The sequence below is a fragment of the Phormidesmis sp. 146-33 genome, assembly GCF_052939515.1.
The window spans coordinates 1-20,082 of sequence record NZ_JBJPHU010000002.1 but is presented as its reverse complement, the minus strand read 5'-3'; the positions used below and the strand labels follow the sequence as shown (position 1 = coordinate 20,082).

Annotated in this window: 23 protein-coding genes; 11 read left to right on the top strand and 12 right to left on the bottom strand. The window is 48.2% G+C overall.

The window, feature by feature from the left end; all coding sequences use genetic code 11:
• Nucleotides 1–31: 31 nt before the first annotated feature.
• Entirely contained in the window at nt 32–796 is a 765-nt protein-coding gene (locus ACJ2PR_RS01295) for an HAD family hydrolase (protein ID WP_446875630.1), read from the bottom strand.
• Between the two features lie 21 nt (nt 797–817).
• Between ACJ2PR_RS01295 and ACJ2PR_RS01290 the strand changes: the two genes are divergently transcribed.
• The 3 genes from ACJ2PR_RS01290 (at nt 818) to hisB (ending at nt 2,960) form a co-directional block, all read left to right on the top strand.
• Nucleotides 818–1,294 carry an N-acetyltransferase family protein gene (locus tag ACJ2PR_RS01290; RefSeq protein WP_446868958.1) on the top strand — a complete coding sequence of 159 codons (477 nt, stop codon included), beginning with the start codon at nt 818–820 and terminating at the stop codon, nt 1,292–1,294.
• 161 nt (nt 1,295–1,455) lie between these two features.
• Entirely contained in the window at nt 1,456–2,253 is a 798-nt protein-coding gene (locus ACJ2PR_RS01285; protein ID WP_446858759.1) for a hypothetical protein, read from the top strand.
• Between the two features lie 68 nt (nt 2,254–2,321).
• Nucleotides 2,322–2,960 carry an imidazoleglycerol-phosphate dehydratase HisB gene (hisB, locus tag ACJ2PR_RS01280; protein WP_446868959.1) on the top strand — a complete coding sequence of 213 codons (639 nt, stop codon included), beginning with the start codon at nt 2,322–2,324 and terminating at the stop codon, nt 2,958–2,960.
• 116 nt (nt 2,961–3,076) lie between these two features.
• Here hisB and gatA read toward each other — a convergent pair whose 3' ends face one another.
• The 4 genes from gatA to ACJ2PR_RS01260 form a co-directional block, all read right to left on the bottom strand.
• The gene (gene gatA, locus ACJ2PR_RS01275) at nt 3,077–4,537 is read right to left on the bottom strand and encodes an Asp-tRNA(Asn)/Glu-tRNA(Gln) amidotransferase subunit GatA (protein WP_446868960.1); all 1,461 of its coding nucleotides are present in this window, start codon (nt 4,535–4,537) and stop codon (nt 3,077–3,079) included.
• Nucleotides 4,538–4,634: 97 nt separating this feature from the next.
• Nucleotides 4,635–6,017, bottom strand: coding sequence for a pentapeptide repeat-containing protein (locus ACJ2PR_RS01270; RefSeq protein ID WP_446875629.1), 1,383 nt, complete (start codon nt 6,015–6,017; stop codon nt 4,635–4,637).
• Nucleotides 6,018–6,029: 12 nt separating this feature from the next.
• Nucleotides 6,030–6,224: a HepT-like ribonuclease domain-containing protein gene (locus tag ACJ2PR_RS01265; RefSeq protein ID WP_446875716.1), complete on the bottom strand. Its 195-nt coding sequence runs from the start codon at nt 6,222–6,224 to the stop codon at nt 6,030–6,032.
• Between the two features lie 278 nt (nt 6,225–6,502).
• Complete coding sequence (locus tag ACJ2PR_RS01260) at nt 6,503–6,793, bottom strand: nucleotidyltransferase family protein (protein WP_446858753.1); 291 nt, start codon at nt 6,791–6,793, stop codon at nt 6,503–6,505.
• A 189-nt stretch (nt 6,794–6,982) separates the two neighbouring features.
• Between ACJ2PR_RS01260 and ACJ2PR_RS01255 the strand changes: the two genes are divergently transcribed.
• Nucleotides 6,983–7,336 (top strand): retroviral-like aspartic protease family protein, encoded by a 354-nt coding sequence (locus ACJ2PR_RS01255; RefSeq protein WP_446858752.1) that lies wholly within the window; start codon nt 6,983–6,985, stop codon nt 7,334–7,336.
• Between the two features lie 33 nt (nt 7,337–7,369).
• Here the strand turns inward: ACJ2PR_RS01255 and ACJ2PR_RS01250 are convergent, their stop codons facing one another.
• Nucleotides 7,370–7,933 carry a DUF3455 domain-containing protein gene (locus ACJ2PR_RS01250; RefSeq protein WP_446875628.1) on the bottom strand — a complete coding sequence of 188 codons (564 nt, stop codon included), beginning with the start codon at nt 7,931–7,933 and terminating at the stop codon, nt 7,370–7,372.
• A 144-nt stretch (nt 7,934–8,077) separates the two neighbouring features.
• Here ACJ2PR_RS01250 and ACJ2PR_RS01245 point away from each other — a divergent pair, with 144 nt between their 5' ends.
• Together ACJ2PR_RS01245 and ACJ2PR_RS01240 are read left to right on the top strand one after the other, a co-directional pair.
• The gene (locus ACJ2PR_RS01245; RefSeq protein WP_446868963.1) at nt 8,078–8,845 is read left to right on the top strand and encodes a DsbA family protein; all 768 of its coding nucleotides are present in this window, start codon (nt 8,078–8,080) and stop codon (nt 8,843–8,845) included.
• 45 nt (nt 8,846–8,890) lie between these two features.
• On the top strand, nt 8,891–9,322 hold the full coding sequence (locus ACJ2PR_RS01240; RefSeq protein WP_446868964.1) for a PPC domain-containing protein: 432 nt from the start codon (nt 8,891–8,893) through the stop codon (nt 9,320–9,322).
• A 99-nt stretch (nt 9,323–9,421) separates the two neighbouring features.
• Here the strand turns inward: ACJ2PR_RS01240 and ACJ2PR_RS01235 are convergent, their stop codons facing one another.
• A complete protein-coding gene (locus ACJ2PR_RS01235; protein WP_446868965.1) occupies nt 9,422–9,964 on the bottom strand; it encodes a Uma2 family endonuclease in 543 nt (180 codons plus the stop codon).
• 157 nt (nt 9,965–10,121) lie between these two features.
• Here ACJ2PR_RS01235 and ACJ2PR_RS01230 point away from each other — a divergent pair, with 157 nt between their 5' ends.
• Nucleotides 10,122–11,027: a PhzF family phenazine biosynthesis protein gene (locus tag ACJ2PR_RS01230; RefSeq protein WP_446868966.1), complete on the top strand. Its 906-nt coding sequence runs from the start codon at nt 10,122–10,124 to the stop codon at nt 11,025–11,027.
• Here the strand turns inward: ACJ2PR_RS01230 and ACJ2PR_RS01225 are convergent.
• From ACJ2PR_RS01225 to ACJ2PR_RS01210, 4 genes are all read right to left on the bottom strand, one after another.
• Complete coding sequence (locus ACJ2PR_RS01225; RefSeq protein ID WP_446858746.1) at nt 11,024–11,761, bottom strand: amino acid ABC transporter ATP-binding protein; 738 nt, start codon at nt 11,759–11,761, stop codon at nt 11,024–11,026. The genes ACJ2PR_RS01230 and ACJ2PR_RS01225 overlap by 4 nt on opposite strands.
• Nucleotides 11,754–12,443, bottom strand: coding sequence for an amino acid ABC transporter permease (locus tag ACJ2PR_RS01220; protein ID WP_446875627.1), 690 nt, complete (start codon nt 12,441–12,443; stop codon nt 11,754–11,756). Before ACJ2PR_RS01220 ends, ACJ2PR_RS01225 begins: the two co-directional genes overlap by 8 nt.
• Nucleotides 12,444–12,568: 125 nt before the next feature.
• The gene (locus ACJ2PR_RS01215; RefSeq protein WP_446875626.1) at nt 12,569–13,450 is read right to left on the bottom strand and encodes a transporter substrate-binding domain-containing protein; all 882 of its coding nucleotides are present in this window, start codon (nt 13,448–13,450) and stop codon (nt 12,569–12,571) included.
• A gap of 77 nt (nt 13,451–13,527) precedes the next feature.
• On the bottom strand, nt 13,528–15,171 hold the full coding sequence (locus ACJ2PR_RS01210) for an iron uptake porin (protein WP_446875625.1): 1,644 nt from the start codon (nt 15,169–15,171) through the stop codon (nt 13,528–13,530).
• A 274-nt stretch (nt 15,172–15,445) separates the two neighbouring features.
• Here ACJ2PR_RS01210 and ACJ2PR_RS01205 point away from each other — a divergent pair, with 274 nt between their 5' ends.
• Nucleotides 15,446–16,282 (top strand): M28 family peptidase, encoded by an 837-nt coding sequence (locus ACJ2PR_RS01205; RefSeq protein WP_446875624.1) that lies wholly within the window; start codon nt 15,446–15,448, stop codon nt 16,280–16,282.
• 140 nt (nt 16,283–16,422) lie between these two features.
• Nucleotides 16,423–16,815 (top strand): hypothetical protein, encoded by a 393-nt coding sequence (locus ACJ2PR_RS01200; RefSeq protein WP_446875623.1) that lies wholly within the window; start codon nt 16,423–16,425, stop codon nt 16,813–16,815.
• Nucleotides 16,816–17,077: 262 nt separating this feature from the next.
• On the opposite strand, the gene ACJ2PR_RS01195 is transcribed toward ACJ2PR_RS01200, so the two are convergent.
• Nucleotides 17,078–17,908 (bottom strand): glycosyl hydrolase 108 family protein, encoded by an 831-nt coding sequence (locus ACJ2PR_RS01195; protein WP_446875622.1) that lies wholly within the window; start codon nt 17,906–17,908, stop codon nt 17,078–17,080.
• Between the two features lie 257 nt (nt 17,909–18,165).
• Here ACJ2PR_RS01195 and ACJ2PR_RS01190 point away from each other — a divergent pair, with 257 nt between their 5' ends.
• A complete protein-coding gene (locus tag ACJ2PR_RS01190; RefSeq protein ID WP_446875621.1) occupies nt 18,166–19,617 on the top strand; it encodes a glycoside hydrolase family 13 protein in 1,452 nt (483 codons plus the stop codon).
• 306 nt (nt 19,618–19,923) lie between these two features.
• Entirely contained in the window at nt 19,924–20,064 is a 141-nt protein-coding gene (locus ACJ2PR_RS01185) for a ChaB family protein (RefSeq protein ID WP_446875620.1), read from the top strand.
• Nucleotides 20,065–20,082 lie beyond the last annotated feature (18 nt).

Here is a 20,082-nt window from a genome sequence, read left to right as displayed (position 1 = left end):
TAGCAGGCAAAATGTTTGTGTTTCAAGAATGTTATTGGCTGCTGACGAGCCGTTTGACGAGTTCACAAAATCCCTCACCTTCGGGGGCGGTTGTAATGTAGGTGGGTTGGTGAGTTAGTTGGTCGGCGTAATGCAGCACGTTTGCGACTCCGACTGAGGTAGGAAAGACCCTCGGATCAAATAAACTTTCGTCATTGGGACTGTCGCCGACTGTGAGAATTTCATCCGATGCAAAGCGATTTTTGAGAACGGTTAACAACCCATCGGCCTTGTTTTGCTGAAGGGGTTTAATGTGGCACTGAACATTGCTATACGTGAAGCTCCAGCCTTGAGACTGACAGAAATTAGCGATCGCTGCCAACTCCTCCAAACTCAGCCCTGTCACATCAAACGTCCAATCGGTTAATCGAAAACGGTTATCGTGCGATTCTTCAAGCGTGGGAAATTGAGTCTGCAATTGTCGGAAGGTTTCTGCTAATTTTTGGCGATGCTGATTGAGATCAGGAATGGGAACGAGTAAGCTTCCGAGATCATTTTCGATCAGATTGGAGTAAAGCAAACCGCCATTCTCTGCGATCGCGCCTACAACCGGAAGATAATTTGCCAAACCGCTCACCCAGCCCGCCGATCGACCTGTGACAATCAGCACTTCAAATCGAGTTGAAAGGAGTTGCAGCGATCGCAACAGTTCGGGTGTAAATTTGCCTGCGGTGGTCAGCGTCCCATCCATATCGGTCGCAATCAGCCGAATCTTTTGGAGACAATGAGACGATTGAGAAAGCGGAAGTAGAGGCATGGAGGCTAAAAAAGGAGGGCTATGAAAATTCGTTCTGCAAACCAATCTGACATTCCTGGCATTTTACCGATGATTGCCAAAATCTGTGCGCTGCACCAAGCCTGGGACGCTGCCAAATATGATTTTTTGCCCCACCCTGAGCGATCGTATCAAAAGTGGTTAAGCAATCTGATTAGCGACCCTCAAGATCTTTGCTTAGTTGCTGAAGAATCCAATCAACTGGTCGGATTTTTGATCGCCACCGTCGAGAGAGAAGTTCCTATTTATACATTGAAGAGATACGCATTTGTGCACGATCTTTGGGTCGAGCCAGACTTTCGTCATGCTGGAGTCGCCCGTCAGATTGTAGAACAAGCAATCGCCCATTTCACTCAATTAGAGATTCCGCAAATTCGCTTAGATACAGCGCTGGAGAACAAGTCTGCCCGGAATTTGTTTGAAAAATGTGGATTTAGAATGAGTACGATCGAGATGTTGATCGAACTTCACAAAGGATGAGAGGTCAAAGGACGCTGAATTCAAATCGCCCACTCCGCAAATTTTACGCCTCACCCCTCACCCCTCACTCCTCACTCCCCCGGATTTCTCTCCCCCATGATGGTTTACTTTTGATTCGGGGGCATTCTGAAAACGATTCAAGTTCCTAGCCAGCATCGTCTATGTCATCTCAGCTTATTTTTCCCTTACTCGCTCAAGCCGCTCCCAAAACGACCAAAACAAAATCGGCTTCCAGTCCCGCTGCGGTCTCTACACCGAGTCAAGACGCTGGGCAACAAGTTTGGATGGCCGCCTCTGGTGGGTTGTTTTTGCTGCTGGTGGTTCTTGGCATTTTCTCTACAATTCAAGCCAACAAGCTCAAAAAACAGGTCAAATTTGAGACGTTTAAGAATCGAGAACTGCACAAAAAGCTGAAATACGCTGTAGAAACGATCGGCAAAATGGAGCGTAACCCCGATCTGATTCACTCGCGAGAGTTTAACCTCGACTATCTGAGAATGCGGATGGCTGAAGAGGTGTTTCACTTTGCGATCGTCAATCAAATCAAAATCAAAGTCAAAGACAAAATTACGATCGCGCTGCGTCCGGGTCAGGCCAATCAAGGTGAAATCGGCATTGCTAGCACAGGGCGACAGGTCGATGAGATTTTTGATGTCGAATATGAAGCAAAAGATGCCAGCGGCAAACTCTCCAAGCGCGTTCTGTTTCGCATTCAAATCAAGATTCTCAAATTGCCGACTCAGCCCACTTCGGTCACGATTAATCAGATCATCGACTGCTTTGAAACTTTCCTGAGTCCTTCTCACGAAAACGAAACCTGGCAGCCTGCCGTCCAGGGCCGCATCGCCAACATGCGCTGGGATCAAAAAGCAAAACCCACGCCTCTCTTAGTTTTAGAGCAAACCCAGGAAGGCTCCAATGTCACCTTTAGAACCAATCGGATGGCAGGACAAGCTTAAGGTTTGATGAGTCACAACTCGCCCGATCGCGTCAAATCTCCAGGATAATAGAAGCATCTCTATTTGAAATGACTCCTATGCAGACCAGCGATCGTCCTCTTGCCTCTAGCTTTCAGTTAGCTCGCACCGCTTCCGTGACTCGCAAAACAGGCGAAACGGATGTGAAAGTTAGCCTCAATCTGGATGGGACAGGTCACTGTGTTGCCAAAACAGGGGTGCCGTTTCTAGATCACATGCTGCATCAGATCGCGTCACATGGACTGATCGATCTCGACGTGCAAGCGACAGGCGATATTGAAATCGACGATCACCATACCAATGAGGATGTGGGCATTACGTTGGGGATGGCGTTGGCTCAGGCATTGGGCGATCGTAAAGGCATTGTCCGCTTTGGTCATTTTGTCGCCCCGTTGGATGAAGCTTTAATTCAAGTAGCGCTCGATTTTTCGGGTCGTCCCCATCTCAGCTATGGGTTAGACATTCCGACTCAGCGCGTGGGAACTTACGATACGCAGCTTGTGAGAGAATTTTTTGTGGCGATCGTCAACCATGCCCAGATAACGCTACACATTCGGCAATTAGACGGCATTAATTCTCACCACATTATTGAGGCAACCTTTAAGGCCTTTGCGCGATCGCTCCGCATGGCAACCGAAATCGATCCGCGTCGGGCCCATACGATTCCCAGTTCAAAAGGCGTGCTTTAGCTGCTCCCGTTGCCTTTAGAATAACCTGGTGAATAAATTCCGCAGAATACCTGGCAATTAATGTTAGCTTCGCAAGAGCAGTCGGGGGGCATCTATGATTCGTGCAGGAAGCCTATTCATTTCTTCTCTCCCAGATTTGGCGATCGTCCCTTCCAGTCACTCGCTTGCTCGTAGGCGTAGCCGACTTGAAATATCTGGTCTTCTCGCAAAACGTTGCCTAAAATTTGGAGACCGATCGGCATTCCCTGACTATCGAATCCACAGGGGACGCTCATGCCAGGAAGACCTGCCAGATTTGCAGGAATCGTCATCAAGTCGGTCAAATACATACTCAGCGGGTCAGCCGTCTTCTCACCGATTTTGAAGGCGGTCGTTGGCGCGGTGGGAGACACTAATACATCGACTTGAGAAAAGGCTTGCTCGAAATCTTGCTTGATTAGCGTTCTGACCTTCTGAGCTTTGAGGTAGTAAGCGTCGTAGTAGCCTGCTGACAAGACGTAGGTGCCGATCATAATTCGGCGTTTCACTTCTGCGCCAAAGCCCTCAGCACGAGTGCGAGTGTACATGTCCATCAGGTTTTCGGCATCCTCAATGCGGGCACCGTATCGGACTCCATCGTATCGGGCTAGATTGGCTGAGGCTTCCGAGGGGGCAATGATGTAGTAGGCGGCAATGCCATAGCGGAATCGGGGACAGGAGATTTCTTGAATTTCGGCTCCCAAGTCTTTGAGTTGCTCGATCGCCGTTCTCACCGCTTTTTCGACTTCAGGATCTAGCCCTTCGCCAAAGGTTTCTCGAATTACACCAACTTTTTTGCCTTTGAGATCGGGGGTGAGAAACTGCGTGTAGTCGGGAATGTCTACTTTGAGACTGGTCGAATCTTTGGCATCGTATCCGGCGATCGCGTTGAGCAAAATGGCGGTATCTTCGACCGATCGACCAAAGGGGCCGATCTGATCCAATGAGGACGCAAAGGCGACTAGCCCATATCGAGAAACGAGTCCGTAGGTGGGTTTGAGTCCGACAATGCCGCAAAAAGAAGCGGGTTGACGAATTGATCCGCCTGTATCCGACCCTAGCGAAACGGTACATTCTCCGGCAGCAACGGACGCGGCCGACCCACCAGACGACCCACCCGGCACGCGAGACAGATCCCAGGGATTGGCGGTGAGTTGGTAAGCAGACGTTTCAGTCGAGCCGCCCATTGCAAACTCATCCAGATTGGTTTTGCCGACGATCACGGCTCCGGCATCTGCGACTTTTTGCGTCACGGTCGATTCGTAAGGCGGCACGAAGTTTTGCAGAATTTTGGACGCGCAAGTAGTGGGAATGCCCTGGGTGCAGAGGTTGTCTTTGAGGGCGATCGGAATCCCCGCCAACAGCCCGATCTCCTCGCCAGCCGCGATTTTGGCATCCACCTGTTTGGCCTGCGCCAGGGCACGATCGGCGGTGATGTGCAAGAAGCTATGAAGCTTTGGCTCTAGTGCTTGAATCTGATCCAAGGCAGCTTGAGCGATTTCGGCAGCAGACCGTTCTTTGCGGATGAGTTGTTGATGCAACTCGCGAATGGATGCCATGTAATGCCCTCTCTCTGTGTCAGCGTCCAACTAAATAGTATAGGGGCGATAGGCAGCAATCGAGGGGTTGTTATGCTGCCGTCGCTTCTTCATAAACTCAAGGCAAGGGAATTCCTGCGGAACGAATAGCCAATTTAACAGCCCCTTTGACCACATCACTCACTGTTGCATCTCCCAATGACTGCCCCCACTTTAACAAGTTGGCTTTGATTGTCGAATTGGTTTGAGCCTGAGTCGCCATGTCTCTTGCTACCTGCTCCTGAGCAACATCAACTGTCACTCCTTTCTTCTGCAACTGCTCAATCAAGTCTTGAATTTGTGCTGCTGCCCTGCTCAAGTCACTACCCATATTGATGTAGTTACCCTGAACATACGTTCCGGTGTTAGATTCAATATAGTTACCGCTACCTGTATTGATATGTCGATCTACACTCATTACATGATTCTCCACGATTGCCTTTGCTTCCACACTAACTGGTCTACTTGCCATTAGTCTGGCAATTTCCATCAAATTAGTATTTTGGTGTTGATAAGCTTCAATTTCTCGATCTTTTGCTTGTAGTTGATGCCGATACTTCTCGTTGATAGATTTGAGAGCCGATTCATATCGCTGTTTCAGAGATTTTTCTAATTTTGCTTTATCTGCTCCTAGTGGTACCTTGACGCGAACAATAAATGCCCCATCATTTTTATTTTCTATTGCCTGAATTGATAACTCTTTCCCTTCTGTCTCAACTTTTAGTTTCTCTAGAGAAATCAGTAGGGCATTCCAATCTACTCCATTTCTAAAGATTAGATCAACTGTACCTAAAGCTTTTTGGAAAAGCTTGTTGAAATCGCCGGGGGCAAAAACTCCACTACTTGGACGACGTTCTTGATTTCCCGACTTTAAATAAACATACTGACATTCAGTATCATCTAAAGTAGTACCAGTATTAATATTCCAGTCTTCTAAGCAAGTAGCTGTAAAAATTGCTCCTGTGAAATCTGTTCCTAATGCTTGAGTTCTGCTTAAGTTGGCACCACTTAGATCAGCGTTAACAAAGTCAGAATCATTAATATTAGCTCCACTTAAATTAGCTTGACGCAGGTTTGCTCTGCTAAGGGCGGCATCACTTAAATTTACTCCTCTTAAAATAGTTTTACTAAGGTCAGTTTCACTTAGAATACTTTTGTTTAAATTTGCTTCGCCTAGATTAGCTCCTCTGAGATTAGCGCCGAAGAGAACTGTCTTACTTAAAATTGCTCCAATTAGAACCACTCCACTGAGATCAGCACCTGTTAAATCAGCTTCACTTAGAATTACTCCACTTAGAATCGCTCCGCTAAAATTACTACTAAAAAAGTTTGCCTTACTTAAAACTGCCCCGCTTAAAATTACTCCACTTAAATCAGGAACGATGTTTGGGTTTTCTTCTACCCAATCATTCCAAATTTCAATACCCTGTCGAAGAATTGCTAAATGTTCCTCGTTCGCCATTACAGACTTTCCTCAAGGGTTTATCAGTTGGCGAAGCGAGAATTCTAATGAAACAAGGTCTTCTTGAATCGTTTGCCAGATGATGAATAGGTTCACCTGAAAATACTCGTGAATCACAATATTTCGCATTCCACGCACATCATCCCAAGGAATTTCAGGATGTGAAACTTCCACATCAGGTGGAATGCTACGAACTGCTTCACCAATAATTAGACCTCTCGCACATTAACGAAAATTCGACGTTTCAAACTACTGGCTGCTCTGGTTTTAGACTAAAAATGAAAGCCAACTTTGCAGATTTAGCTCCAAATCTTTCGGCTCAAGGCTTTCGCCATCTAATCTGCAAGAGGTCTATTGCTAGGTTGTACAAGACTGCCCTGATCGTTTTGCGATCGCCTTGAAACTCCTCAAAGGTTGTCTCGTTTGTGAACTCTCGGATCTCTGCGATCGCGGCTAGTACATCTCTTACTCTATTTTGCCAATCTCTAGAAGGCACGAATCGCCTCCCGAAAAACAGGTTCCCGTAGATAAGGTTTGAGGGAGTCGGGTGTACCCAGATCAACCGAACTCTCTAAAATCTCCTCCAGGTATCGTTTCAAGCGTACAAAGGTGAACAACCCGACCGGGCGATCGAACTCTACCAGCAGATCGACATCGCTGTCTATTCGCGCTTCATCTCTTGCTACTGAACCAAACAGCATCAGAGACTTTACGCCAAAATCCTTCAGCGTGTTTTGGTGCTTTGCCAGTAATATAAGGGCCTCCTGTTTTCGCACTACCTAACCTGCAATGAAAAGAAAAACCTATCGAGAATTGTAGCCCACCAGTCACCTCCCAATTGCGTCTCAACCAAAAATTCACAGCTACTTGGGCATCGTGTCCACAGATAGCTTGCTGCTTGCGCTCCCACCGATAACTCAAGGTAGCATAACAAGCGGGCTGACCAAATTTTGGCAGAAGCGGACGTGATTTCTGAAACACAGATCCGATCGGTGACCTTAGAAAATGTTCTGGTGGACACAGGAGCTACAACACTCTGTTTGCCATCAGAAACGATCGCCCAGCTAGGACTGCAAATTCTCAAAGAAGTCAACGTCTCAACCGCAATGGGAATTGGCAAAGCTCGAATCTTTCAGGATGCAAAGATTTCTCTGCGGGGGCGAGAAGGGACATTTGAATGTTTGGAGTTGCCCGGAGGTCGCGATCCCCTTCTGGGTGTGATTCCTTTAGAGGCGTTGGGCATCAAGCTAGATTTACAAAATCAGACCTTAAGACTGTTACCCATCAGTTCTACAGAAACTTACCTGACGATTTATTAGGAAAGGCGTGAAGGGGATTCAACTTAAAGCGGTCTAATAGTAATAGTCTGGCTGGGGAGTGGTCTTAGCTGTAGAAGAGCCGTAGAAATAGTAGTTGGCGGTGTAGCTGACTCGGACTTGAGATTGACTGCGAACCCGATCGCACCCTTCAGTAGGCGCTTTGCCGCCTGTCGTTTCTAATCGCTGAATCCAATTGACGGGGCTAAATTTGCCGCTTCCTTCATGAGATTTGGCCTCCAGCAATAGCCAGGGAATCGTATCTTTGTCGGGCGCACCGGACTTTTCTTTGAGTTGCCCTGCAATTTTGCTGCCGTCATTGGCTTCCCAGGTGGGCCCGGCGTAGTGCTTTCCAGTCGTTTTGCCTTGGTCGTTGAGCAACACCGCATCAGGTGCTCTTAGTGTCCATTCAAACTGATTGGCATCTTCTGCTTTAGCTTTGCATTCATAAATCTGCACGCCTTGAGCCGCCATTTTGAACAAAAGTTCTTGACCCGATGGCACCTGTAAATTTTTGGGCACATCAGGAGCAGCTTGAGCAGAGAGATTCAAGGTTCCCAGACTGATCGCAGAGAGCAGCAAGCAAGAAAGTCGATTCATGGCAGACTCCTTAGAAGAATAGATAGCTGAGGGATTACACGAGCGATCGTTTGACTTTATGCAGCAGTCCGCCTTGAAAAGCTAAAATCTTCAGATGGCTGAGAGGGGAAACCCAGCTTAATGATGTCAGGCAAGGGAACAAACGTGAAAAAACTTGGATTTCGAGCGCACCTTCAGCAAGCCGTAAAATTAGCTGGTTTTTTGCTGTTGAGTTGGCTGTTGGTGATGGGTTCCCCTTTACTGGCAGCGCCGATTAACCCCCAGCTAGAAGAGCAAGTGCTGCAAATTATTCGCAAGCATCCAGAAGTGATTCTCGAATCGGTCAGGACTTACCAAAAACAACAGCAAGATCAGCAGCGGCAGTCCCAGCAGGCGTTTGTTGATCAGATGAAAACGAATCCGAGGGCGGTGATTGGTCAGTCTCCGACGACGGGTGCCAAAGCTGGAAAGGTTGTGCTGGTCGAGTTTTCTGACTTTCAGTGTCCTTATTGCGCGGCGGCCAGTGCCACACTCAAGCAGTTTTTAGCAAAACACGGCGACGAAGTGACTTTGGTGTATAAACACTTTCCGCTAACGACGATTCACGCTGAGGCGATGCCTGCGGCAAAAGCCGCCTGGGCCGCTGGACGGCAGGGCAAATTTTGGGAGTATCACGATGCGCTGTTTACCAATCAGAAACAGTTAGGGGAAGCCTTTTACTCACAAACTGCCAAGACTTTGGGATTAGATGTAGCGCGATTTGAGCGCGATCGCTCCAGTAAGGCCGCAGAGACGGCGATCGTTCAAGACCTCCAGTTAGGCGAAAAGCTGGGCGTTGAAGGGACTCCGTTTTTTGTCATGAATGGAGTGGTTTTCTCTGGCTCGGTTGAGTTGCCGGAGTTAGAAGCGACCCTGGAGAAGCTGAAGGGATAAGGGGTGCTTGTTGGTTGAGGTTGAGCAATTTTGGTGGTGAGTGAGATGAAACGGTGGATTAACGGGTTGGCGGCGGTATCTTTGATGGTGGCGCTCGATCGGGCTGCGGTGGCCCAAAACAAAATTTATACGCCAATTCCGCTGACTTCTGGTAAGGAGATTTCGGATACGCTGTCGGATGCTGACATTCCTACAGGACAGGGCAATTTTGCGCGAGATTACTCGATCCAACTACAAGCGGGTGACCAGATTTCGATCGATTTATCGTCTGACAATTTTGATACGATCGTGACGCTGATGACGACCAAAGGCGAAACGGTTTCTGAGAACGACGACGGCCCAGATGGCACGACCAATTCGTTATTGTTTACGCGAATCGGCAAGCCCGGAAATTACATCGTGCGCGTGAAGGCATTTGGGGAAACCGTGGGCGGGCCCTTCAAACTAAAATTAACCAAGCTGAAACCCGTTCCTTAACCAGAAGATGAATTAGTTTAACAACGCTGTGACGAATCGATTTGAAACGGTGGAAGAAACGTGATTGGATGAGCGATCGAGAATAGCGCGCGATCGAGTTCACTCAAACTCTGGTGCCCATAAATCGGTAACGGCTACTTCCCAACCAGGCAGCACATCGGGAACCGTCAAAACATCGCCATCTTGCAACGTTACAACTTCCTGGTCTGAGCGGCGCATCTCAACCCAACGCTGTTCTGGATTGATCAAAATTCCTACTCTGGTGCCCTGTTGCAAAAACTCATCAATCTTATCTCTCAGTTTTTGAAGGCTGTCAGTAGGCGATTTGACCTCCACCATCAGATCGGGAGCTAACTCAGCAAAACTGCGGGGACTGCGACGTAGCCGTTCTGCCTGGACAAACGAAACATCTGGCGCACGAGTATCAGAGTTTGGCAACTTAAAGCCTGCACTAGAGCCTGTCACACGTCCCAATTTGCGAGGTCTAACCCAATTGCCTAAAACTCTTGCCACTTCGGTTGCTACCTCGTCTGATTCGTATCCACAGGGACTCATGATGATCACTTCTCCATTGACCAACTCCATTCGATAGTTGGGGTAATGCGCCTGAATGTTTTCTAAATCTTGAGTGGTCAAATGCATAAAGCCTCCTGTACAGTCTTTGGCTCGATAGTTTTATTGTGAGGGTGTTGGCAGCTTTTGGCGAGATCAGACTTCCCTTTTGTTCTTATCGATCGAAGCTGACCCAAAAATCTGGCTAGCCGATGTACTGTTAGGGTGTTTGGTGCGAGATTAACCGATGGAAAAATTGACGTTTTACATTGTCGATGTGTTTGCCGAAGAGAAGTATGCGGGCAATCAGCTTGCTGTCTTTCGTCATTGTGGAAACCTCTCCACGGAGCAAATGCAGCGAATTGCCAAAGAGATCAATTATTCAGAAACGACGTTCATTTTGTCTGAGGAGATGCGAGAAGGCGGCTATGACGTGCGGATTTTTACGCCCGATCGCGAGTTGCCGTTTGCTGGACATCCCACTCTGGGAACTGCATTTATTCTGCAACAAGAAGTCATCGGGCAGCCTGTCGAATCGGTGACGCTCAACCTGAAAGTGGGGCCGATTCCGGTGACGCTCAACTACCCCAATGGGACGATCGACCTGCTGTGGATGCGCCAAAATCCCCCGACGTTTGGACGAAAATTTGAGGCAACGACGATTGCGCCCATTCTCAATCTTGACCCCTCGGATCTGGACGATCGCTATCCGATTCAAGAAGTCTCGACCGGGCTGCCTTTTTTTATCGTGCCGTTAAAGACTCAGCGATCGCTCAAGCAGGCTAAAACGAACCGCGATCGCTTGTTTGAATTGCTCCAGACCACAGACGCGCAGGCCATGCTGATTTTTTGTCCAGAACCCTACCAGCCGATCAATCAACTCAGCGTCAGAGTCTTTGTCGATGCGATGGGCATTCCTGAAGATCCGGCAACGGGCAGCGCCAATGGCTGTCTAGCGGGATATTTGGCGAAGTATGACTATTTTGGCGACCCCTTGCAAGTAACTCATCACGCTCTTGAGATTCGCGTCGAACAAGGCTATGAAATTGGACGGCCGTCGCTGCTGTTTCTCAAGGCGCAAAAATCGGGCGATGCGATCGAGGTTTCCGTCGGTGGTCAGGTGGTGCTGGTAGCGAGAGGCGAATTTGTTTAGAGCATTTTTTCGAGGAATTGTTTGGCTCGATCGCACCTCGGATTGGCGAAAAAGTCTTTTGGAGAAGCGTCTTCAGCCAGCTTGCCCTGGTCTAAAAAGAGAATGCGATCGGCAACTTCGCGGGCAAATCCCATTTCGTGGGTGACGATCGCCATTGTGATGCCTGTTTGAGCGAGAGATTTCATCACGTCCAAGACTTCTTTGACGGTTTCGGGGTCGAGGGCGGAGGTGGGTTCGTCAAATAGGATAACTTCGGGTTCCATCGCGAGGGCACGGGCGATCGCGACGCGCTGTTTTTGTCCACCAGAGAGCCGAGACGGATACACATCGCACTTTTCATCTAATCCAACTTTTGCTAATAGCTCCATTCCTTTGCGTTTTGCTTCCGATTCGCTTTCGTGTTTAATTTTGATCGGCGCATAGGTGACATTTTTGAGCGTGGTCATGTGGGGGAACAGATTAAAGTGTTGAAACACCATTCCCAATTTTTGGCGTACTGTAGCAATATTTGTATGCGCGGCAGTGATGTCTTGATCGTTGAAATAAATGCGTCCGCGTGTGGGGCGCTCTAATAAATTCATGCAGCGCAAAAAGGTCGATTTCCCAGAGCCAGACGGCCCCAAAACGGCCACGACTTCGCCTCGATGAATCTCTGTTGAAATATCATCCAACACTTTGAGCGTCCCGAAGGATTTGGACAAAAACTCGACTCGAATGACGGTTTGATTATTCACTGCGTCTTAACCTCTTTTCTAGAATGGATGCGGTGTACGTGAGTGCCATGACCAGAATGTAATAGAGCAATCCTGCAAAAATCAACGGTTCAAAATAGATGTATTTGTTTGACCCCACGATTTGAGCGCTCCGAAGAATTTCGACAACGCCCACCGTCGAGACTAGGGAGGAGTCTTTGAGGAGAGCGATCGTTTCATTGACCAACGCTGGCAATATATTCTTCAACGCTTGGGGCAACACTACATCCCACATCAGCAATGGGTAAGGAATTCCTAACGACATCGCAGCTTCAGATTGACCTTTCTCAACTGCTTGAATCCCTGCGCGAATGGTTTCGGACATGTAAGCGCCAGAGTTGAGACTAAAGGTAAATACTCCTGCCTGCAATGCAGAAATATCATAACCAATCAACTGAGGGGTCGCGAAGTAGATCAAGGAGAGTTGCAGCAGGAGGGGTGTTCCTCTAAATACAGACGTGTACGCGACGGCAAACCAGTAGAGGGGCTTGATGCCAGAGATTTTGAATAGAGAGAGTATTGTCGCGAGCAGCAGACCAAAGAATACAGAAGTAAACGTAAATAAAAGTGTCTGGGGAATGCCACTCAGAATAAAAGGAATATCAGGAAGGATACGGCCAAAATCTAAGTTAAGGGCTGCCAGAAGGGATAGGGGAGTCAACATATGAAGGATGGGAGCATAATCGGGAGGGAGGAGGGAGGAGGGAGGAGAGAGGAGGGAGGAGGGAGGAGGGAGGAGAAAATAAATTTAATTTTTCTGTGATCCCTCGGTTTGAGGGTGGTGGAAGATTAGGGTGAGGTGGTTGGGGAGGCAGTTGGGGAAGCGGTTGGAGAGGCGGTTGGAGAGGCGGCTGGGGACGCTGCTGGAGAGGGAGGAATGCTGGTGGAGAACCATTTTTTGGCGAGGCGATCGAGTTCTCCGCTGTCTTTCATTTTTTGTAATACTTTGTTAAATTCTTCGACGCGAGTTGACCCTTTTGGGAAGGCGATCGCTGACCCCGACGGCCCTTCAGACGGGATGATGTTGAACTCTAGATCGGGATTGGTTTTGATCAACCCTTCGATCACGGTGTTTTCGATAATGGCGGCATCAATGCGCTTTGATTTAACTTCTTGAACGATTTCAGGGATTCTGTTGAGCGTTTTGGCTTCGATTCCTTTGACTTTTTCGCTAATTTTCTTAAGGTCGCCTGCTTGAATCGAGCCTAACTGTACCCCCACTTTTTTGCCTGCTAGACTTTCTGGAGTCGTCAAATTACTGCCTTTGAGGGCGACGATCGCATTCTGCGCTTGAAAGTAAAGTGTCGAGAAATCAACGTTTTTTTTGCGCTCCTCGGTGGGGGTCATTCCTGCCATGACAAAATCAGCGCGTTTGGCTTGCAGAGCGGGAATCAGACCGTCAAAATTGGATTCTTGAATTCTCAGTTCGTATCCCAATTCTTTGGCGATATAGTTCGCGATGTCGATGTCAAACCCGACTATTTTTCGTTCGCCTCCCGATGTGTCGTAGAATCCGTAGGGTGGATAGTCTGGTGATGTGACCATCGTTAAAACTTTACTGTCGCCGCCACTGCCCTGAGTGCTGGCCGATTGATTGCTGCATCCGACGATCGCACTAGTCGCCAGCGATGTCAAAAATAATCCACTTAGTATTACCTTTCGTCGTTTCATTCAATTCACCCTCATACTTCTTACAACAGATGTAAATCAACTAATCCAATGCTCACAACTACCGAAGTAGGTAATTTCTAGAACACGAAGGTGGTGCGGATCACTCCAATGACGACATCGGGATTGCGATCGTCATGATTAGGAGCCGTCAGCCAAACTACGCCCGGTGTGATCGAAAGGTTGTCCGTGAGTTGGTAGCGGTAAAATGCCTCAATGTGATAGCCCGTGTTGCGATCGCTGCGTTGACCTGCGGGGAGTCCGATCGCTTGGGCGAGTGCGTCATTGCTAGTGCTGGTGAGTTTGGGCTGCATTCCGAAGACGAGGCCGCCCAGATTGCCTTTTTTGCCCAAGTCAGGAAACGCTAAATTGATGGCGTAGTTCCAGACATCTGCATCGCCTTTGGTGCCGTCTCCGAGCGATCGGGCCGCGGTGTAGCCAACCCAGCCAGCTAGTTCAAATTTGGGAGCCAATCGATAACTAAGCTGAACGCCGTAGGAATTGCCTTGTACTGGCCCTGCCCCGATCACTTTTGCCGCATTGCTTCCTGCCAGCGTATCGACTCCATTGGCGACTGAATAGGTATTCACGTACATCAGACCAAATTTCAGCGCTCCAGAGTTATAAACAAGCTGGCTCCAGGCGCTGTGCCCCCCGTTAAAAATGCCTGATTTTTCGTCTGGGAAGTTGGGCCCGCCGAGCGTCGAGTCTTCTCCGTAGTAGCCAAAGTCCAAACTGATTGCGGGTGAGAGTTTGAGGTTGGCAGCCAATCCAGCCCGGTTGCCGATCGGAAAGAAAATCGGATTAATTTGAGCAAAGTTAGAAAGCGATCCTGTGACCTGATCATTGAAGGGCGTAATTGGATCGGTGATGATGCTGGGATCGATCGTATTCGCGTCTAGATAAACCGTGAGATTTTCGCCAACCGGAAAGCGATATTGCAGTCGATTGATTGTGACCTGACCATTTTGAGAAACGCTGGTGGCCAAAAAGCGCGATTCGTCAGTCTGTCCGCTCAAGACTCCAGCCGGAAACTGAGTGCCCGTATCCAAGCGGCGCAGATTAGTAGACTGTAAGCGGACTCTCAGCCGATCTCTCCCCGAAAAGCTAGTGTCAAAATCAAAGCGGGCCCGATAGCCAATGTTGGGATTGTTGAGGCGATCGGCGCTGTCTCCATAAGCGTCTGCTAGATAGGCTACGACTTCAACGCCCAGCTTGGTTGTGGTTGAAAATTGCTGTTTTTCTAGGGTCGAAGTGCGGGCTTCTAAGGCATCGACTCGTCCGCGCAAGGTTGCCAATTCTGCGGCAAATTCTTCCTGAAGTTTTTGTAGGGTTGCCAGGTCTTCTTTTTTGACTAAATCCGAGGTGGCGGCTGCAATTAATTCATTCACACGATTGAGACAAGCATTCAATCCGGCTGCAAATTCATAGCGAGTCATGGCCCGATTGCCGCGATAGGTCTTGTCGGGATAGCCTGCAATACAGCCATACCGTTCGACTAGAGACTGCAACGCCTGAAACGCCCAATCAGTGGGACGCACATCCGTAAGCTGCGAGACAGAGGTGACTTGATCCAGGGCCGCCACGTCAGAGGAATCGGCTTCTAGACCAAAATTTTGCGCGTCGATCGCGGGACTTTCTGCCCAAGCCGCTGTGTTAGAGAGCAACCCCCCCGCAAGAAAAGCTAGTCCGATCGCGCCTTGTTGCAGTTCCTTTTTAATCATAAAATCTCACTCACACCTCTGAAAAGTCTATGAAAGAACTCGATCGCATCCAGAACAATCACTTCGATTCGAGTCGGTTGCAAGAACCCAAAACTTTCTGCTTGAAAAGATCAGAATTACTACCAAAAATTCTGAATGTTCAAAGATTTCAACACACCAACCTACTGATCATCGGCTGATTGTTATAAAAGTTTTGTTAGGAAGAATACTCCTTTCTCTAATTTTTGATTTCATCCCTCTAAAGCAGTAAGTTAGTGAGCGAGACTCTTTAAAAATGCTGGAACTCAAAGAACGACTGCGATCGCACCTTTTAGAAATTATTCGAGAACGAGATGCTTATCTAGCAACAGTCGGACATTTTTATGTACAACAATATATTCGCCAAACATTTGAACAATGGGGATCGGTCGATCGTCACGAGTTCAAAATCGGGCAAAGAACGCACACAAATTGGGTTTTAAATCTGGCAGGAAAACAAACCAAACCACCGATTTTAATTGGTGCCCATTACGATACTTTTCCGGGTTCTCTTGGAGCCGACGACAATGCCACCGGAGTCGCTGTATTACTCGAATTAGCGAGGGCTTTTAGCACAGATTCGGCTCGCTATCCCGTTCGATTGGTTGCCTTTGACTTTGAGGAAACGACTTACGATCGAGCAGGCAGCACCCATTACGCTAATTCCCTGCAAAACGAGCCGTTACGCCTGATGATTTCGCTCGAAATGTTGGGCTATTGCACGTCACGCCCCCAGTCTCAAACCTATCCCGCTGGACTGGAGCGGTTCTATCCTCATCAGGGCGATTTTATTGGATTGGTTGGCAACTTGAAATCGATTCCCGATATGCTGCGTTTGCGTCGAGCGATTCGTCAAGCTGGAGTTAAGTGTGAATGGCTGCCCGTCCCCAAAAAAGGAAAGATTCTCCCCCTGACGCGCCGCAGTGACCATGCGCCATTTTGGGATCGAGGCGATCGAGCTTTCATGATCACCGACACCGCCGACTTGAGAAATCCCCATTATCACCAGGACAGCGATCGACTGGAAACGATCGATCTCGACTTCCTGACAGGCATTTGCGCGGGACTCATCACCGGAATCCGTCATTTGTAGGAGGCGAAGGATCTGTAGCATTAACAAATTGATTTGATATAGTGTGGGTGGCAAAGACAAACTACTCAGTGTTAGGTTCAAATTTCAGCTATGCAGGCGATTACAGTCGCTCAACAGGAACGATCGGAGGATCTAGACAAATGGCTTCTCGATGGCGATACCTTCCAGCGATCAGTCTGGGATTTTTGGTCGGTTTGACGGTGCCGATCGCTCTTTTCATCCACCGCATTTCACCCTTGAGAAATCCCACGTTTGTCCCCAGTAGCGCCAACGCTGGCACCCTAATTTCTCGATATCGATTTATCACCGAGCAAGATTGGCTACAGTGGGCAACGATGTTTGCAGGCGTGCTGGCTGTGAATGCCACGATCGTTCTTTGGCAGGAGTTTCACCGCCGTTCTAGCACCACTCAAGGGCAGGGACTTGTCAGCATTTTCAGTGCGATCGTTTGGTTATCACTGGGAACTGCTCTATTTGCCCTGATCTGGCTAACCTTTATGGTCTACTTGCTCTTCCAGTACATCATCGATTAACGCAGATTCAACCTGTAAGAAACTTTGCACCACAAATCTTGTCTAAAAGTCCTCTAGAAGTAGGGAGTTGGGAGGCAAAAGATCCAAACCCCGAAGCAGAAAACTGATTTCTTCAAGTCACCCGCAAAGAGTCAAATCCACGGTGATCTAGCAAAGCGATCTAACGAAACCTATCCAACAAAATTAAATAGAACTTTCAGCTTAAAGTCTCAAAGAATAGGCGACTCATCCCTCATCCCTCATCCCTTCTTCCTCATCCCCGTCAACCGATCGCCGTCTTCAAAAAGCGCCCCAAATCATTGTCTCGATTGAGCCAGCCCTGCAAAAAAACCTCTTGACTGGGATTAGAATCCACGCGCTGATTGCGATAATTAATCCGACCCTGGACAATTTTGGCGGCGGTTTGAGCATTGTTGTGAGCTGATAGCTTTGCCTGAGTGCCAGGGCCAAAAACCCCATCCGCGCTGATTCCCAACGCTTCTTGTAAAAACTCGATCGCGCCACCCACTCCAAAATTGACCGCCGTATCAAAGTGCGCCACCGCCAGCGGCAACACCATAATTGTGGCTTGAGACGGCTTCCAATACATTGAAAAATAGATGTCGTGAACCTCTTCGTGGGTAATCAACTCAACAGGCTGAGTCGGTAACCGTTTCTCAATTCGATACGTATCGTAAGTGTCTTGAATCACCCCCATATTCGTCGCCCCACCGGGATCATCGGGATGATTAACGTAGCCGCCTTCCCATTGCAGCGTAAATTTGAGGGCTGTTGCCAGCGCATCATTTTTAGGACTGTTGGCGACCAAGGCTGGTGAAGCGACTAAAGGCGGACGCACATCGACTAATTTGCGGGCAAAGGTTGGGCCAAACAAACCCGTCGCAGCATTGTTGAGATGAGCCGATTTGCAGAAGTTTTCAAGCGCGGCTTTTGTAGCAGGCCCAAACACACCATCGATCGTCGTCTTGACATCACCGGGCAAAAAGCCGATCGCACTTAGACGAGTTTGCAGATCTTTGACAAGTTCTTTATCACTGGTCAACGTTGCCAGGTTGATGACTTTGTTTTGTGCGACCAAATCTTTAAGTTGCATAGATTGACCCTGGGAATGAGGTAACTTTTCAGCGTAAGGAGTTTCACTTCTGGCTGTAGCTATCGTGGCTTACGGAGATGAAAAAGCTTCTCATTGTAGCAAAAATTTAATAATCTCTAGAATGCTAGTTGCGATCGCACTTTCAATAAACAGGAATTTGACAAGGGTATTTTCTACCACAGGTGAGACTCAAAAATTCTCAAGGGCCTGTACCCTTGGCAATGGAGATCACAGAACCACTTCACCGAACAACCTCGATGCAAATTCAAACACCAGACTGGGTTAAACACGCGGTTTTTTATCAAATTTTCCCCGATCGCTTCGCCAAATCCAAAACGCCACCTCATCGATTTTTGCAGCACGATCGCTGGGAAGACTGGCAGGCAACCCCAACGCTGCAAGGCTATAAGGGGGGGGACTTGTGGGGAGTCACAGAGAAGTTAGATTATATTCAAGATTTGGGTATCACTGCGATTTATTTCACTCCGATTTTTCAATCAGCCAGCAATCATCGCTACCATACACACGACTATTATCAAGTTGATCCCCTCTTGGGTGGCAATTCAGCATTTCGAGATTTTTTGGATGAGGCTCACCGTCGCGATATCAAAGTGGTGTTAGACGGGGTATTCAATCATTCGAGTCGGGGGTTTTTCTTCTTTCATGATGTGTTAGAAAACGGGCCGCATTCTCCCTGGGTCAACTGGTTCAAAATCTATAAATGGCCCGTCAATGCCTATAACGGAGAGTTTCCCGCCAACTACGAGGGATGGTTTGGCAATCGAGCGCTGCCCGTGTTTAATCACGACAATCCAGAAGTGCGCGAATATCTGATGGAGATTGCTGAATATTGGCTCAAGTTTGGCATTGATGGTTGGCGGTTGGATGTACCGTTTGAGATCGAAGCTGAGGGATTTTGGCAGGAGTTTCGCGATCGCGTCAAAGCTGTCAATCCGGAAGCCTACATCGTGGGTGAAGTCTGGGGAGATTCTCGACAATGGTTGGATGGGACTCAATTTGATGGCGTGATGAATTATCTGTTTACAGGGCCGACCATCGCATTTACAGCAGGCGATCGGGTGATTCTCGATCAGGTTGAAAGTCGTGATTACAAACCGTACCCGGCTCTATCAGCTTCTCAGTACGCCAAGAAGATTCAAAAGTTGTTAAAACTGTATGATTGGCAGATTCAATTAACTCAGTTAAATCTATTAGCGAGCCATGACACTGCGCGATTGCTGACCATTGCCGATGGTGATGTGCCTAGCATTGAGCTTTCTACACTGTTGCTGATGACTTACCCCGGTGCACCTAGCATTTATTATGGGGATGAAGTGGGTTTGCCGGGGGCGATCGACCCTGATTCTCGTCGCGGTTTTCCAGATCCATCCGAGTGGAACCAGAACCTTCTCACCTATCACCGTCAACTAATTGCCCTGCGTCACGCTCACCCTGCTTTGAGGATTGGCGACTACAAAGTTCTTCATGCCGAAGGAGACGGCTATATCTTTGCCCGCACCCTCGATCAAGAAGTCCTGCTCGTCGCCGTCAATGTTGGAACTTCTGCACTAAAACTCAGCCTCGATCGCTTCAAAATAGAATTAAAAGCACTGCCCAACAAACTATTGTTTGGGTCGGCTGATTTGTCGGAAACGAGCGATCAACTACTGATCAATCTCGCGGCCCGCTCAGGCTGTGTGTTGGGTTAGCAATCAAAAATTTCTTCTTTTAGGCAGAGATCAATTGAAGATTTTTCCTACTTTTAGAAGGATGAGGTTGGAGAACCAGCTTCATACAATTGCTCGAAAAGATAGTTAACAGGAGTATTTTTTTATGCCAGAGCAACCCTTTGAAACTGCACAAACAACCGATCGTTTTCAAGCGGATGATATTGCTGCACAGCGAGACGATGTAGATGAACAAAATACTGGTTTGCCATCGGAAGTGACTGATCAACTGATGGATGGGTCTGATCAAGTCTTTATGGCTGCTTTTAAGAATGCACAGGAGATGGTTTGGATCGAGAAGCTGCGCTCAGTGTCGCCTGGAATAGCATCAAGCAGGGATTTCAGCGTGGTGAGGATGGAAGCTGGCACCGCAAAGAAAAGCCAGATGACAATGTATTGAGTTCTGGTACTGAATCCAGCGCCAACTAGATAAAGCGTTGCATTTTT